This window comes from Paraburkholderia sp. SARCC-3016 (assembly GCF_031119615.1).
Taxonomy (GTDB): Bacteria; Pseudomonadota; Gammaproteobacteria; order Burkholderiales; family Burkholderiaceae; genus Paraburkholderia.
Map to the genome: position 1 here is coordinate 72,782 of NZ_JAVHZD010000035.1, position 16,597 is coordinate 89,378.

The 16,597-nt window shown below is 55.3% G+C and carries 7 protein-coding genes; 2 read left to right on the plus strand and 5 right to left on the minus strand.

Annotated elements, in window-relative coordinates; translation table 11 throughout:
• Positions 1 to 30: 30 nt before the first annotated feature.
• Positions 31 to 468 (minus strand): MarR family transcriptional regulator, encoded by a 438-nt coding sequence (locus QYH69_RS29130; RefSeq protein ID WP_308835159.1) that lies wholly within the window; start codon positions 466 to 468, stop codon positions 31 to 33.
• Positions 469 to 595: 127 nt separating this feature from the next.
• Positions 596 to 2,191, minus strand: coding sequence for a nitric oxide reductase transcriptional regulator NorR (norR, locus tag QYH69_RS29135; RefSeq protein ID WP_308835160.1), 1,596 nt, complete (start codon positions 2,189 to 2,191; stop codon positions 596 to 598).
• A 125-nt stretch (positions 2,192 to 2,316) separates the two neighbouring features.
• On the opposite strand from norR, the gene hmpA reads away from it, so the two are divergent.
• Both hmpA and QYH69_RS29145 read left to right on the plus strand, forming a co-directional pair.
• Positions 2,317 to 3,498 (plus strand): NO-inducible flavohemoprotein, encoded by a 1,182-nt coding sequence (hmpA, locus tag QYH69_RS29140; protein WP_308835151.1) that lies wholly within the window; start codon positions 2,317 to 2,319, stop codon positions 3,496 to 3,498.
• 655 nt (positions 3,499 to 4,153) lie between these two features.
• Complete coding sequence (locus QYH69_RS29145; RefSeq protein ID WP_308835152.1) at positions 4,154 to 13,285, plus strand: hypothetical protein; 9,132 nt, start codon at positions 4,154 to 4,156, stop codon at positions 13,283 to 13,285.
• Positions 13,286 to 13,327: 42 nt separating this feature from the next.
• On the opposite strand, the gene QYH69_RS29150 is transcribed toward QYH69_RS29145, so the two are convergent.
• The 3 genes from QYH69_RS29150 to QYH69_RS29160 form a co-directional block, all read right to left on the minus strand.
• Positions 13,328 to 13,954, minus strand: a complete 627-nt coding sequence (locus QYH69_RS29150; protein ID WP_308835153.1) for a DUF4255 domain-containing protein — start codon at positions 13,952 to 13,954, stop codon at positions 13,328 to 13,330.
• Positions 13,955 to 13,964: 10 nt separating this feature from the next.
• A complete protein-coding gene (locus tag QYH69_RS29155) occupies positions 13,965 to 16,046 on the minus strand; it encodes an AAA family ATPase (RefSeq protein WP_308835154.1) in 2,082 nt (693 codons plus the stop codon).
• Positions 16,039 to 16,597 (minus strand): contractile injection system tape measure protein (locus QYH69_RS29160; RefSeq protein ID WP_308835155.1); only part of this gene is annotated, 559 nt, incomplete at its 5' end. The genes QYH69_RS29160 and QYH69_RS29155, both read right to left, overlap by 8 nt.

The window sequence follows — 16,597 nt, forward strand, 5'->3', positions numbered from 1 at the left end:
TGTGCGCCGCGAAGGACGCGAGACGGCCGCCTATTCGGCGACGAATTTGCGCAGCAGACGGCGCAACTCCTCGACCTCGGCCTTCGTGAATTTTTTCAGGCGTTCGTTGAGTACCACGGGTGCGATTTCAGGGATTCTCGCAGCCACGGCGCGGCCCGCGCCCGTCAGCGTCAGATTGACGACGCGCCGGTCTTCCGCGTCGCGCGAGCGTACGACTAGGCCTTTGTTTTCGAGCTTGTCGAGCATTCGGGTCATCAAGCCCGTGTCCGTGCCGAGCGTCTTCGACAGTTCGAACGGCGTGCTCGCGGTTTGCTGTTTCAGCAGCAGCAAGATACCCATCTGCTGGCTCGATATATCGACCTCCTTGAGCGCCGCATCCATTTCCATCAGGATCAGATTGCGCGCCTTGTTCAGCGCGAAGCCGACGCTGTCCATCAGATGGAAATTCTCTTTTGTGTAATGGCGCACGGGAATCTCCTCGATGAACGCATTGCCGGGGCTAACTGACACGTCAGATACTACCAAATCAGTTCTCGCGCGACGAGCGGAACCGGCGCATACGGGCAAACGCTGCGGAACCCGCGCGTTTCACCTTTTACTTCAAACCAAGACGCTTCGCGAGCCGGTTCAGATTCGCGCGGTCCATTCCGAGTGCACGCGCGACGGCAGCCCAATTATTGTCATGTCGCTCGAGCGCATCGGCCACGAGCGAGCGTTCGAATGCAGTGACCGAGCTGCGGAAGTCGGCCAGCGACGCATCTGCCGCATCGGCGTCGCGCTGCTTGTCATGCTGCGCGGTAACCGTTGCGTGCGCGGTCGATATGCCGAGATCGGTTGCAGTCAGCGTCAGAATGCGTGGCCGGTCGCGGTGGCGCGACAGCGCCTTGAAAGCGCTGCGCCCGATCATGTGTTCGAGTTCGCGTACGTTGCCGGGCCACCGGTACGCAAGCAATGCCGCCTGCGCATCGCTCGAGAGCCGAATGCTCAGCAGTCCAAGGCGCGCGCGGTTTTCTTCGAGGAAGAAGCCGGCAAGCAGCAGGACGTCGCGCCCGCGCTCGCGCAACGGCGGCACGCGCAACGGATAGACGCTCAAACGGTGATACAGGTCCGCGCGAAACCGGCCGGCGCGCACTTCTTCGGCAAGGTCGCGGTTCGTCGCGGCGATCAGCCGTACGTCGACCTTGTGTTCGCTGTCCGAGCCGATGCGCTGCAACTGTCCGTTTTGCAGCACGCGCAGCAGTTTCGCCTGCACGGCGAGCGGCAATTCGCCGACTTCATCGAGCAGCAGCGTGCCGCCGTCGGCAAGTTCGAATTTGCCGCAGCGGTCCGAGGACGCGCCCGAAAACGCGCCGCGCACATGCCCGAACAGCTCGCTTTCAACCAGCGTGTCGGGCAGCGCCGCACAGTTCAGACTGATCAACGCCTTGTTTGCACGCGGCGAACCCGCGTGAATCGCATTCGCAACCAGCTCCTTGCCGACGCCCGTTTCGCCTGTAACGAGCACGGTCAGGTCGCTGTTAGCGACCGTGCGGATTTCGTCAAGCAACTGCTGACGCGCAGCACTGCTACCGATAATTTCGCGCGTCCTGGTGCCGCTCGCCTGCCGATATGCTTCGGCTCGCTCACGCTCCTCTTCGGTAACGCGTGCGAGCGAATCGATACGCTCGGCGACACTGACCGTGGCGGCAGCAAGACTCAGGAATGCCCGCAACAGGCGCGTGTCGAGGCTGTCGAAGCACGCCGGGTCCAATGCATCGAGTGTGAGCAGGCCCCAGGGGTGGCCATTGATGTAGATCGGGCAGCCGAGACAGTCATGCACTTCGAGATCGCCGCTTACGCCCTGTACAAGGCCGTCGTACGGATCGGGCAAGCCCGAATCGGCGGGAAAACGCGTCGGATCGCGACGCGCGAACAGCGCAACGAAGCGCGGATGATCGCTGACGCGAAAGCGCCGCCCGAGCGTATCGCTCGTCAATCCATCGATTGCGAGCGGCACGAGCATATCGCCTTCGAGCCGCAGCAGCGCGGCCGCGTCGCCGGGAAAGAGGTCGCGCAGCGCCGCGAGCAGACGGCGATAGCGCTCGCTATCGGACAGATCATGCGAAAGATCCTGAACCAGCGGGATCAGGGCGTCGAGCACCTCAGATGCAGTCACTTCGACTTCATGTGCAGTCGATTCGACTCTTGTCATATTCACTTAGTCTATTCATAAAGCACTGATTTTAATACAAATCGAAGCTGGTCCGTTCCATGCGTTATTCCGCCCGGGTTCTAGAAGGGCATCCCGCCCCACTCTCATTCGACGAGGTAAGTTTCATGCTGTCGACCGAACATCGCACAATCGTCAAAGCCACCATTCCGCTGCTCGAGAGCGGCGGCGAGGCGCTCATCTCGCATTTCTACAAGACGATGCTCGCCGAGTATCCGGAAGTGCGCCCGCTTTTCAATCAGGCCCATCAGGCAAACGGCGACCAGGCTCGCGCGCTTGCCAATGGCGTGCTGATGTACGCACGTCGTATCGATCAGCTCGAACAGCTGGGCGGTCTCGTTTCGCAGATCGTCAACAAGCACGTGTCGCTGAATATCCTGCCTGAGCATTATCCGATCGTAGGCACCTGTCTGCTTCGGGCGATCCGCGAAGTGCTCGGGCCGGAGATTGCAACCGATGCGGTCATCGAAGCCTGGGGCGCGGCCTACCAGCAGCTTGCCGATATCCTGATCGGCCTCGAGGAAAGCGCGTATGCGGCGAAGGAAGCGGCGCAGGGAGGCTGGCGCGGCACGCGCAAGTTCACGGTTGCGCGCAAGGTGCGCGAAAGCGATGAGATCACTTCGTTCTATCTGCGGCCCGCGGACGGCGGTGCGCTGCTCGACTTCAAGCCGGGGCAGTTCATTGCGCTGCGGCTCGTGATCGACGGCGAGGAAGTGCGCCGCAACTATTCGCTGTCGGCGGCTGCGAACGGGCATGAGTATCGGGTCAGCGTGAAGCGGGAGCCGAACGGCCGGGTGTCGAATTACCTGCATGATCATGTGATCGAAGAAGACACGCTCGATGTGTTCGCGCCGTCGGGCGACTTCACGCTCGAAGACAGCACGAAGCCGCTCGTGCTGATCAGCGGCGGCGTGGGCATCACGCCAACGCTTGCGATGCTGCGCGCCGCGCTGAAGACGTCGCGGCCCGTGCACTTCATTCACGCGGCGCGTCACGGCGGCGTGCACGCTTTCCGCCACTTTATCGACGATCTCGCCACGCGCAACCCGCAACTGAAGCGCTTCTATGTGTATGAAAAGCCGCGTGCGGAAGACAGCGCGCATGATGCGGAAGGCTTTCTCGACGAGGCGCGGCTGCGCGAATTCATGCCGGCTTCAAGCGACGTCGACGTGTATTTCCTCGGGCCAAAAGCGTTTATGAAGGCGATCAAAAAGCATCTGAAAGCGCTCGGCGTGCCGGCAGCACAAGCGCGCTATGAGTTCTTCGGACCGGCCTCGGCGCTGGACTGACGATTCGCGTAACGCGGCTTGAAGCGAACGACGAGACGCACCACGAATCTGGCGTCTCTTCGTTTCGTTTCGCAACCGCTGGTTGGTGAAACTTCGAGCCAACCGGATCCCCTATCAGGGACCGGGAAGAACGCGCTGGCGCCGATCATGAATAGAGTCCGATGACTGCCGCCGCCCGAAACGCCGCGAAGATGATCGTGAAGCGGTTTGATGCCACGATGTTCAACACCGGCAGACCTCTACGGTAGGGCACAGCAAGAGAGGTTCACGCCTGAATAGCGGACACATTGAAACGAAACGTATCCCGCGAAAACATCCTTTCTATGCGCGGTTTCTTGAAGCTGATTCGTAAAGCTTTGACAATTATCTACCGCTGTCCATAATTGAAATCAGTTCGATACGGCAATGGCAACAGGTTATCTTTCTATTCCATTGGCCTCCTCATCTTAACCACGACACTGCGATTATCCGTCGTTGATGGATGCATATAACCATCCGTTCGAACTTTAAAACGTTAAGAAATAACCTGATTCTCTTTTTCCCTGGCAACGCTCCTTAACGCTTTCCAGGATGCCTTTTCTATTCGGACATCAAGCTCGTCCGGATTGTATGCCGCGCAGTACATCAAGGTGCAGCTCGTCCATGGAGCGATGCCATGCCTATCACCACCAACGCTATCGAACGGCATCAGGGTACCGCGCGCGACCATTCGCCTCGAATCACGTTCGTGCGCAGCGGCGAAAACGAGAGGCATGTCGGAAACATCACGCTCGAAACTATCGGAGAGTCGGATACCGATAGCGAAGCACTGCAACCTGCTCCTGCTCATCGTACGCAGCAAAGCACTTTCGGCGATCTTCTCCGCCGATTGACCGAGCGCATGATCATGGAGGTCGTCAGTCTGCTGTATCCGCCATATCTCGCGGCGGAAACGGCGATGCAACAATTGAGGACGGCATGGAACGCCGCATCTCAGTCGGACTACGTTGCTGCCGCAAAAGTGTGGCAAGAAAACCGCGTCGCGCTGGAGACGTTCCTGAACGACTATGCACCCCTATTACCCGATGTCTTGCAGCCCCGAGTGCAATATGCGCTTGCGACGATCAACCGGACCGCGGAAATTCTATGCCTGTACGGCGAACTGCAAGACGTTTACAACAATCCGGAATTTTCGTGGACTGAAAAACTGGGCAGCATGTGGTCGAAGAAAGAGCGGATTTCGTGGATCAGGCAATACATTCCAGGCGAGGTGGAAGAATGGCTCGACTGGGCTATGGAGGTCAAAAAAGAAGCAGACCTCTACATTGGCGCCGGGGCCGACATTTCAAAAGTGGTCGAAACAATTTCGAAGAATGACGATCAGGGCTGGGGGACCGGGGAGGAGACGATAACCGCACTCAGCGCCTTGATTAAAAGCAATGAAAAAGCGCTTCCAGAAAGGTTGCGCGATTACCTGATGGTCTTACCTGACGAGGCTTCCGGCTCACTCCAACGGTACAAGGAAAAAGTACAAAACCTGCTTGACAGTCTATCCGCGCTGCAAAACATTACCTCCATCGAAGATGCGTTTGAGAACGCAACGAACCTGGCCACGATGGGACTGATCGACCTGCCGGCCGCCCCCTCGACCCTCGCCACGAATGGCGATTTTGTCGAAAGGCTCAAAACAGAACCTCAAATCTTCGCCGAACTCCAGGCTGCATTAGTCGAACTGTTCAGCCCCGACGCTACTGTTGCGTATCGGCTCACAAAGGCACATGAACTGGTGCGTAAGCCCGCTATGTCGGCCCTGCTGGGAAATCGCCTGGTTTCGGACATCGAATCCGCGCTCACTACCTTCGCAGACGTCGCCTGCTTGTATAGAACGGGAAACAGCATCTATGCCGAACTTGCTTCAATCCATCGCAGCACAGCCCCAACCATCAATAAGCTGGCGCAAGTCAACGATCTGCTTGGCCGTCGAAAAGAAGCAATTCCAGAGCAATGGCGCGGTTTGGCGACCATGATCCAGCAAATCGTGGCTGACCTGGGCACTGAATTGCAGATCGGCGAAAGCACGGATCTCAGTGACATCCTGGCTCGCATCGATCGCATCTCGGTCTATTTGAAAAATCTACTGCAATCTCCCCCGCTCAGAGCACAGTTATCGCACGAACGTTTGCAGCAAATAACGGAGTTGCTGGAGTCGGCAGGCCTCACCTCGCAGCTTATCCGAACCATACTCAGTCTTCCTGAGGATAGTTCGTTCTCCGACTATCTGGATGCGCTGCGTGGCATGCAAGGCGGTCTTGATCTGCAGACGCTGATGGCACCTCTGCTGCAGCTATCACCGGGTCTGGCCAAGGCAGGCGCCACACTGAAAGAGATGCCGTCGTGGCCCGGCTCCGATTCAGGGTGGGCTGACAGACTGTCCTGGCTAACTGAGCTGCTCGTTCACCCGGACCTCGACACGCTCGAACTGCACACCTGGCTTCCCGGAGACACTGGAACCTCGTTGAAAACCGGGGTTAGCGCATATCGAAGGCTCCAGGCATTTCCAATGGACGAAGATGCGATCAAGCAGTCCAAATGGCTGGTCGACGTTCTGGAGGCCCCGGAACTTAAGACACTCCTGTCCGACGTTGGAATCTCACCGTTGTACGACTGGTTAAAGCATCATATATCGCCGGAAGGCAGCGAAGAGTTGTTCAAGACATTTTTCGATCTTGCCAAACCGGCCGGAAGCTGGCAGCAAAGGATAGGCAACACGGTCAAAGGCGTGTTCAGCACACTCTGGCGAAACGCCGATTGGGGAAGCCTCGCGAATTTGCCGGGCGGGGTAGTGGGATTAAGCTGGATTTCACCGACAGCTGAATCGATGAGGCGGCCTCTGCTTCAAATGCAGAAATGGGCAAGCCAAACCTCATATCGTGATAGCTGGAAGCAAACCGTGATGGAATTCTTGCGTACGGCCGGCTCGGACATTTCCAGAGATAAGACCGTTGCGTTGAATCTGATTCCAGACGTCACGGGTAACCCGCTTTTTGATCGCAGTTCGCATCTGAAGGCGCTAACCGTACACGAACTCACGCTATCCATTGCCGACGCAAACACGCCCGAAGAAGCGATGGCTGCCGTAGCAAAAGCATGCACTCAGGACCCAGGCCTGAAGTCATGGTATCCGCCACTCTTGCAACTGGCCGTGGCGTGGTCTCTGTACGACCTCTCACAGGCTCCTGCGGACGAGTATCCTGACCGATTGCAGCGTATCGACAAGTGGCTCGGTCAGCTGGAACCGGAGTTGCCGGCCGTCAAGCCATTACGAAAGCTGTTGCCTTTACTAAGCGATCTGCGGAAGGTATCCGAAAAGCTCAGTGGCGAGCAGATGTCAGCGCTGTCGACAACCTCCTGGCTTGAGTGGGGTTGGGGATTGGCCGAGATGCTAGGCACGAGCCAGGAACCTGAGTTTCGAAGCCTGCGCACAAAGCTGCAAGGGCAGATGGAGGCGTGGACTGGCGAGTTGGCGGAGAGCGCGCTACAGCAGTTTCTCGGCAAAGTCTTAAAGGCGACGTTGTACGAATTCCCTCCCGGTTGGGCCTGGAAGGATGTAGACCTGAGTAATGCTAGTGCGGACGCACAAGGCGTTTATACGCTGTCGACACAGCAAGGGCCCAAACAATATATCAGGAACGAAACGGGAACATACCAGGTCGAGCAGGTCGACGATGCCTGGTGGCTGATCCATCCTCATGGCCTCGCCTCCGATACGCCCAGATGGCTCAAGAAGCGCATCGAACGTGTCGGCGGCCGTTGGCGGCTATGCGCGCCCACATCAAAGCTGCCGGGCGGCGTGAATGTGGAGGATCGCTCGATCGACGATGACTGGGACACGGAAACACAGCCATTGCCGGACGGCCTTATAACGAAGCAAATGCTGGAAGACGAACTGGCGAAACTCGAACGCCAGCCGCTCCCTGCGTGGCTTTCTGTCAGCGGCCTCACTGTGGGAGCAGGTCTGGTTATTCTGGGTCTCCTTGTGCTTCTTTACCGCCTCTATAAGCGGCGAACATCAGCTACGGGAGAACAAGCTGGTCAATTACTCCCACTGAATCCGGTCGATAGCGCTCACCTTTCTGGCGAGGCGAGAGCGGAGCAAGCGCAGTCAACCGCGCCGTTAGAAGAAATGCCTGGCGAGACGACGGATCTCCTTCTGCAACCATCCTCGCGCGCGCCTGACTCCGAGACGGTAATCGATATGGACGAGACTTTGGCCGAAGCTTCGAGCACGCAACGTCAGGCGGACGGTAAGTCGGGCTCGATATTGCGCAGTCTCTCAGTCCCGACCGTGCTCGGCGTAACCGCAGTGCTCGGTGGAACCGCATTCGTCGCGGCAGGCAGCAAAGCGCTGAAGCAAAAAAGGCAAACCGAAGGTGATTTGAGTCCAGGCGAGCTCGACGAACTGCTTAACAAGGTCACGGAAATCTCGCAGGATTCCACCACCGACGAGTCGACGGAGCGGCGAAAGCGCGATATTCAGCTTAGAACCAGGCTGGAGCGTGACCTCGAACAGGAGTCGCCATCCGGTATTGGTGACGAAAAAAACATTCATCGAGGGCCGGACAGCGAAGCCGCTGCGTACTTCCACTTCAAAGAAGCGTACTACGTCAAGATCAATTCAAATTACTGGAAAATCGATAAACCACAAGTAATATCGTTCGACGACACGATCTACAGAGATCTTTCTATCCGATACAAAACAATCCTGCACACGGCACAAGGCAAAAAATTGCCTATCGTCTACAGCGACCCGCTTGGATGGATGCACGAAGCCGAACAGGACGGACACTTCTTTTCTGACATTACACCCGAGCGAGCGATCGCATCTTTTGCAACACATACCCCCGTAATTCGACCGCAAAAAGGACCAGGAAGTAATTCCCTCCTCGAAACGCTTGTGCGAAACGATTTCGACGACAGGAGCGCCTACAACGGTAACGATCTTTTACGGTCAAGCTCATTACCACAGAACGTGTATCGATCACGCAACTCCGAAAAATATTACCTTAAAATTGGGAATAAGTACTGGAGCTTCAAATGGTGGAAAACGCCTGACAGTTCCTCCACGAAATACTGGAATGAAACCGTCAATTACGCAGGCGACATCACATATGGAAAAAAATCGACTGCAGGGGAACAGCGTCTGTTCGTCATATATAGCAAGCAGATGGGAGAATGGGTGCCCGCGATATTTTGGGCAGGTCGCCTTATCGGCATATCCGCCCTGAAACAACTCGATAGGCGGATTGATTTTCCGTCTCCCTCACCGCTGCCCGGACGTCTAACTTCGCTAGAACGATTTGCAAGTGAAGAATTCGACCCTCTCAGCTGGCACAAGGAAGAGAAATATCTTCGCAAATCAGATTCCCCCGGACTGAAAGATCGTGACCTCTATGAAGACTCCAGAACAAACAAGCAATATATAAAAATCGGCAACAAATATTGCGAAATAAAAGTGGAGAAAATATTCTGGCCCGCAGTCGGAGAGCCAGCGACTGGCTATGATCCAAATGTTATCATTAGCGGTCACATCAATTACATCAAGAAAAACACGTCCCAATCCATTGATCACCGAGCTGAATACGCTCTTTTTGTTATATACGATTCCACGCGCGGCTGGGTGATCACAGACGTCCGCGAAGGCCTAATATCCGGTCTAGACGAAAAGGGAAGTACTGATACTACAACTGCGTCAGATCAACTTGAAAAATTCGGTTATCGACTTGGTCAATCTCAAATTGGCATAAGTAACCAGCAAAAGGGCCGCAAGCAGGGAAGCCTTTACTTCGATCCAGAAAAGGGACGACAGCAGTTATTCATGTATCTGAACGATACCTACTGGCCATTCGAAATGACCGCGCCCGACGAAGGATTTCTCGATGCTGTCTGGCCTGATGGACGATCCGTAGAAATTGCTCTACGCCTGGATGAGCAAGTCTGGAAACTCGAATGGGAAGATGAAGCAGTGCCTGCATGGTTTTCAGAATGCCTGCATATAATGACGACCCATGGTTCTGTGGGCTACACACTTATCAATGCCGCCCGGAAGCTATTGAGTTACGAGCCAGCTACAGATGTCTTTTTCTTGATGACTCATTTGATATTAGCGCTGACAGAAATGCGCTCGCATTATTTGATCAAGAAAGACAATGACAAGTTAAAAACAACATATATCTTAGAATCTCAATTACTGGCATTCGCCGACTCAATCCGAGACAAGCTTCAGCAACAATTCCAGAAAATCGGCAAGCATTTTTCCGGGCCGTTACAATTTTCGGGTGCCGGCGGATATGAACTCGATCAGGCCATATTTTACGATGCGCTCGAAAATAATTCGCTTGGGAGCAACCTGACTCAAATCGAGTTGCAGTTAAAAGACGTCAACGAACAACTTGCCAAACTTGTCGCCGCACGGAAAGCGGCCGAGGAATTACTCAGGCGCGCAAAAATAGGATTGGGCGAGGAACTGGACACATCTACTCCTCCCCTGCTCCCTTTTGATGCGATTGTAAAACCAATACTTCGATTTTTTGCATCTTTAGGAAAGGCCATCTTCAATTTTCTGGCACAGAATGACTGGACGCATATTAAATCATGGGCATTGAATTTTATCGAATATGCCAAATCCGAAGAAAAAGAGCTGGGTATTACGTCTGGCGAACTTATTACCGCACGGTCGAGCGTAGGAGTATCGCCAGACAGATACCAGAGACTTTATACGATGTATAAAGAGGGAATTACACTAGGAAAGTCGATCGAAAATAAATATCTTGGAGAAAAATGGAAATCACGGGACGCTTTCTCGAGCGGATCCGAACAGGCGGTTCGCGCTGCCTATGCCGGTGCTTTTACTGAACTGAGTTTCGATATTGCTGAAGCAGAAAAGCTTGCACGCCAGCCCGGGGGAAGCAAGGCGGAGATGGAAAAGTTCATGGTGTCCTGGACCTATCTCGTCAGCCGCCAGGATGCGCTAATAAGGTACTTCCATCTGGCGAGAGCGACCCGCAGCAAGGCTCAGGACATCACGTTCGATGTTCAGAATAATTATCTGGATATTGGGCAAGCTATAAAGGCGGCCGAGGAAATTATCTTGGACGATGATGAACAACATAACTACATGAGCACAGACGTGGTGCCACTGGCGGCAATGATCTATGAGATGAAAGTAAGCGGCGCGAGCAACGATTCCGAAGGCATCGCCTCCGAGACAACACTCGAAAAATTTAAGGAGGCATACCACTCTTTACACCCGTATCAAGCATTTATGAAAAAACCACCACCTAATTATATAGGTATTCAGGATATTAAACCGGCCTCCTATTTCTCGAGCGGTGACAAGGATGAGCAGTACACCAGACAATTTAAACAATATTACGCCGACGGCGTCGGGTACGACGCCGAAACAATTATCAGAAACGGCCTCGAAAACATTTCCATGCGTTACAGTAATATGTATAACGTCAAAAAAGTGATTCATATGCGATGTGTTACATGCGAATTTGACGTTTATTACATACAGCTGGTTGATAATTCATGGTTGTATTTTTGCTTTGTTCATGGAACCGGCAGTGACAAAATATCCAGCAAGATAGAAAGGCGAGGTATAAAAACAGAATTCAAGTGGAGCGGTACCGAACCACCACGGGGAGCACTGTACGATCGATTTGAAGAAATTATTCGCAATTCGCGCTCGCGCAAAACGGACGAACTTCAATATTGCTCGATCGAATATCAGATGATAGAAACTGAACAGCACGCAGCTAATAAATATGGACGGCTAGTGCATTTCCGCATTGCCAAGGAAGAAGAAACGCCACCCGCCAGTCTTGCCGAGGGCAAACTCATTCCATATCTGAGGTCCGAAGTCGTACAAAATCTGACCGAGCTAGCCGAGTCAATGAAGGCGGCCATGTACGAGCCGGGTTTGCTCACCAAGTTAGCTGCCCTCTTCCTTCCTTTTTATGGAGAAATTCAGCGCAAACAGATTGCCCAGAAATACAATATGAACGCGCTTTCGCTCATCTTTGACGCGGCTTCCCTATTTTTAACCGTTGTGCCTCTCGGCAAAGAATTTGTACAAATATTCCGTCAGTCAGCGCTAAGATACATAGTACAAGGATGGCAGCGTGGCCTTCGAGGTCCTTTTCTTAATGCATATGTGTTCAATAAATTAGGCGTGTTCAAGCCTTCTTTTATGTCCGCGGTTTCGGCTACCGGACGTAAATCAGCCGATTTGTTGCTCGGTGCATCGTATGATCTTTTTAATCCACTGACAGTTCCGTTCAATCCATTCGGTTTCAGCGTCACAACGCACGGGGCCGCATTCCAGGTACGGAACGTAGCAGATGTGGCTGGCGACGCGACAGGCGTCTACGGATTCCTGCAAAACACCGTATTACCCGCGAACATAAGTCACCTGAAGCCGCCCGAAGCAAAGCCGCCGCTCGATCTTGTAGATATCGGACTCGGCGCATACATGTCCAAAGCGGTAGTCAATACACCCGAAGGTCTTGCGACTGTCTTTTACCAGAAAAGCGGCAGCGGGAAGTACTATCAGATTGTCTTGAACAAATTATTCGGCGACTTCACTCTGGCGGAAACCGATCAACCTCAACCACCGCGGTTAGTCAGAAAATACAAAACGTGGAGCGAAGATAAATTTCCGCGCGCATTAATCGGAGACTTGCGCTATCGCCATACAAGTCCCGATCTCGAGCACGACGAAGTCGAGACCATGGCGACTCATCTACAGCGCGCGTGGGTCGATGCACGTTATGTGCTGGCAAACGCCAGGCGCACGGTGCAAGACGAGGCTCCGGGAACATCAGCAAAGGTCGACAAGGCACTAAAAATTTTCTGGGGAAGTTCCGCGCCGGAGATCAAGAAGGTTTTTGCAAACGCGGCAGGAAATGTCCTCAACTATATAAGTGAGCTTGCATTGTCTTCGGATGTCGCATACCTGAAGGCGGATGACACCCACGAAAGCATATTCGACACCCTTCCCGGCGCAGCTCACGACATCAAGATGGCCATGGGCGGCGGCTATGGTCTTAAGGAGTCGCAACTTCCAGCGATGTCCCTCCACGACGACAAGAACATCACCGGGCCAGGCTTCATTGCGGAAGATAGCCAATCGGTCAGGGACCTTTACATTGGACGCGGCAACATCCTGCCGATGACCATGCGTCAACACGCGTTCGACTATAACAATTACCCGCTGTTCGTATCGGCATATCAGGTATATGCAAACGCGCTATCGAGAATGCTGATCGGCGAAGGCTATCGTGCAACTGGCGCCACCACGAGAAGCAAGGCGAAGTGGAAGGAGGTGCGGGACAAGGAGCAGGCCCGTCTGGCCGGCCTGACCAAAGATGAAAAGCGCGAACAACTCGACAAACTGGCAGGCCAATATGGCCTCACCTTGCTCGATGGCGTGCCGCTCGAAATTACAGATCTTGCCAAACTCGACAGCGACCAAAGCCTCATGCTCGACGCATCCGGAAAGGAATCCGGCCTCGATGTGGCGAGCATTGTGGCGGGCGGTGCAGCATGGCGTGGAAAGAGCAACAAAGGACAGTCCACTTCCATGATCGCCAATGCGGACAACTTCTCGTTGCTCGTTTATCTGATCAGCGATATCAAGTTCGATCCCGATCGGTATAAAGCCTTCGTCGAGCGCTACGATGCCTGGAAAGGCGCGGCAGTCCCCGGCGAATTGTTATGGAAATGGTTCGACGACAGCGACACATAAACTCGTCGCGTAGAAACTGTTTCGCGCGCGGAGACGATCGGATCAGGATCTCCCCGTCTGCTGCTGCGACATATCGACCTCGGTACTCTGCACTGCAGGTGCGGTATCGCTATCATCCGTCAAGAACACAGGCACCGTCACCGAGAGGCTCAGCGACAAGCGCGGCTTGTTTCCCAATGCCTGCCAGAAATTGCCAAGCGTGTTCAGTTCATCTTTCGGCGGAATCATTCGCGTATACGCCCCCGGCATATCGGCGAGCTGCCGGTTATTGATGAGCGCATTGACCACCTGATTCATCACCTTGATCGAAGCATTGTCCGGCGCGCCACCCGGGCTCCCCGGACTACTGGTCGCCGTCTGTGCGATGTCCCAGTAGGTGATGATGTAGTTGCAACAGACGTTTACCCAACCCGGCGCGATCGTGGACGTTCTGGTGTCCGCATGGTAGGTGGGCACGCGCATTTGCGCCGTTCTCATCTGCAAATCCTCGTGGATTTCATAGAGGAATACGCTAAGCGTGGGCTCGGTCGGCGGGCTGTCCGCCGCCGGCAGGTCGAAGATGATCGACACGCCCGTATCGGGATTGACGTCGATGTAGCCGCTCAATGCATCGTAGAGCGCCTGATTGACATCGAGAATCGTGGTGTCCGACGCAGTGGTTCCGGCCATGTCCAAGCTCCTAGATCTGCAAACGCCCTACCTTTGCCAATTCGCGCGCACACGCCTGCTCGATATGGCGTGTCATGACTCGGGGCGCCCGTTCGGATTTCGCCAGCCAGCCGGCCAGCATCGCGATGTTGCGAATGCTGGCGCCCGTGACTTCGATCCGTGCGGCCAGTTGTGCAAAGTCGATTTGTTCATCCACCTCGATCTGCGCAGGCCAGATTGCTTTCCACATCAACTCTCGTAGTGCGGCATCCGGAAACGCAAACCGGGTAACGAACGTAAAACGCCTGATAAAACCTTCGTCCATGTGACCGCGATTGTTGGTGGCTAGAATGACGAGCCCGGGGAATTCCTCAAGACGCTGCAACAGATACGAGACTTCGATATTCGCGTGCCGATCCTGAGCGTCCTTGACCTGGCTGCGCTTGCCGAAGAGCGCGTCGGCCTCGTCGAAGAACAGCACCCCGGCATCGGCTTGTGCCATATCGAAGATTCTCGCCAGATTCTTTTCGGTTTCCCCAACGTACTTGTTGACCACGCTCGACAGATCGACCTTGATCAGATCGGTTCGCATGCCCTTTGCCATGGCTTCCGCAGCCATCGTCTTCCCGGTACCCGAAGGGCCGTAGAACAGCGCACTGATGCCGGTTCCGTAGTGCACCTTGTCGGCAAATCCCAGTTCGAGCAATTCTTCGCGGAACCGGATCGCCGCACTTATCTCCTCCAGTTGCTGACGCAGTTCGGGCGAAACGATCAGGTCATTCAACGTTCGCCGCGGTTCGATTCGCTGCGCGAGATTGCCGAAGTTTTGCCGGACGCGATAGCGTAGCGCCTGTGTCCAGTCGCATGCCTCGACGCTGCCGTCCGGCGCGCGCTGATAGCGATAGAAGAGGACTTCCTGCCTGATTGCTGCAAGCTCATCCGGATGAAAGGAAAAACGTCTGCTTATTCCCACCGTGTCGATGTGCGGGTCGTCGAAGTAACGGTCGAGCGCATGCGCGCGTTCAACCGAAGTCATCGCCGGCGGATCGAACACGACTTGTGCCGCGCCGGGCAAACGTGTCACCGGAGAATGCCTGTCGGCGACGCATATGGTCGGAATATGAATTTCCGACAAACATCGGGCCAACGGTTCGAGCAATGCCGCGCGTGCCTTGCCGACCTCGTCCAACGACTTCACGAGCACCGCGCAACGATGCAGACGCGCGTTTCTCAATACCTGCCGTAGCATTTGCAGGGCGTCCTCGTCCTCTGTAGGCAGACGTGCCATATCCAGCGCCAAAGCGCCGTGGCCGAATGTGGCCAGCGCATGAACGACGTCGGTTTCGCGCGCATCCCGCAGCGTAACCACCGACGGTGTGTCCGCCTCGAACACCGCGCGTCGCAGCACCGATTGCAAAGCCGTCACACCCGGGGTCAAGGCCGCGTCCTTATCGAGTGAAAGCCATCGGCAAAATCTGTCCAGAGCCGGTGCCTGATACCGGTTGCCGAGCAGGAAGTGCCAAACCTCGAGACTCGTGAGCAGCGGCATTCGACCCCAGCCGTCACGCGTCAATGCGGCCGACGACACCGGCTCAATGAGCTGGTATGCGCTTAGCGGCGCCGCCGGCAGAAAGTTCGACTGTGCTTTCTGCCGATCCTCCCAGTTGGCACAGAAGAGCCTTAGCGCCAACTCGATTGTTGGAAAATGTTGACCTCTTCCCTGCAGGAGCGACAGCAGGGTCTGGTACCGGCTATCCATGTGCGGCAGCAGGCCAAGCAAGATGACGTCTCGTTCGAACGCGGCAAGGTTAAAGCGTGTCGTCAGGTATCCCAATGGTTCGTCGGCAAGCACGTTCGCAACGGCATCCACCGATTCCCGCGCGTTTGCCCGGTCGTCGAAGTCCATCCAGGCGGGCGCGCCGGAAAGATTGCCGATTCTCTGCTCGATTTCGTCCGGCGCGAGCAGCACATCGCCGGTCCAGACAACAAATGCGCGCTGGTGATAATGCCTTTGAAGCAGAAGGTCGACCCGCTCCACGTGGTGCATGAGACGCTTCCACGCATATTGGGCGAAAGAACTTTCCGCCGTCTGGGGCAGCGACGCATCAGCCATGGTTGGGTACCCATTCGTCGAAACGCGGTATCGGCCAATCGATCACAAGCGGATCGCGTAGCCACGGCATCACCAGCACCGATAGCGGCCACGGCCAGTCCTGCAGCAATACGTCGAATGGTTCTGCCGCGACCTCGAGCACCGCTCCCGTCTCGGCAATCGACAGACTTCCGGGCCGCTGGAGAAACAGCGTCCGCACGTCGATGGGCTTCAACGTGCGCCATCCCGGCAGTTGCAGCGGCAATCGTTCAAGCCACTCGACAAGCAGCGACCGCTGCTCGTCCCCGGCAGGCTCGAACCGAAGCGGCGCCTCTTGCGGTTTCAAGCCGCACACTCTCTGCGTGAAGTCACTGCGTCCCACCCAAGCCGGCGCGTCCTGCCATACGACCCAGTCAAGCCATACAGCCGCCTGCTCTTGTGCATCCGGAGAGGTAAATTGCTTTCCGTCCCATAGCTTCAATTGACGGAAGAGGTCGGGCAAGTCGGATCGTAGCCATGTCGTTCTGTGAGCCAAGGAGTTGGTAGAATGTTTTGTCTTCCTAAGACCGCTT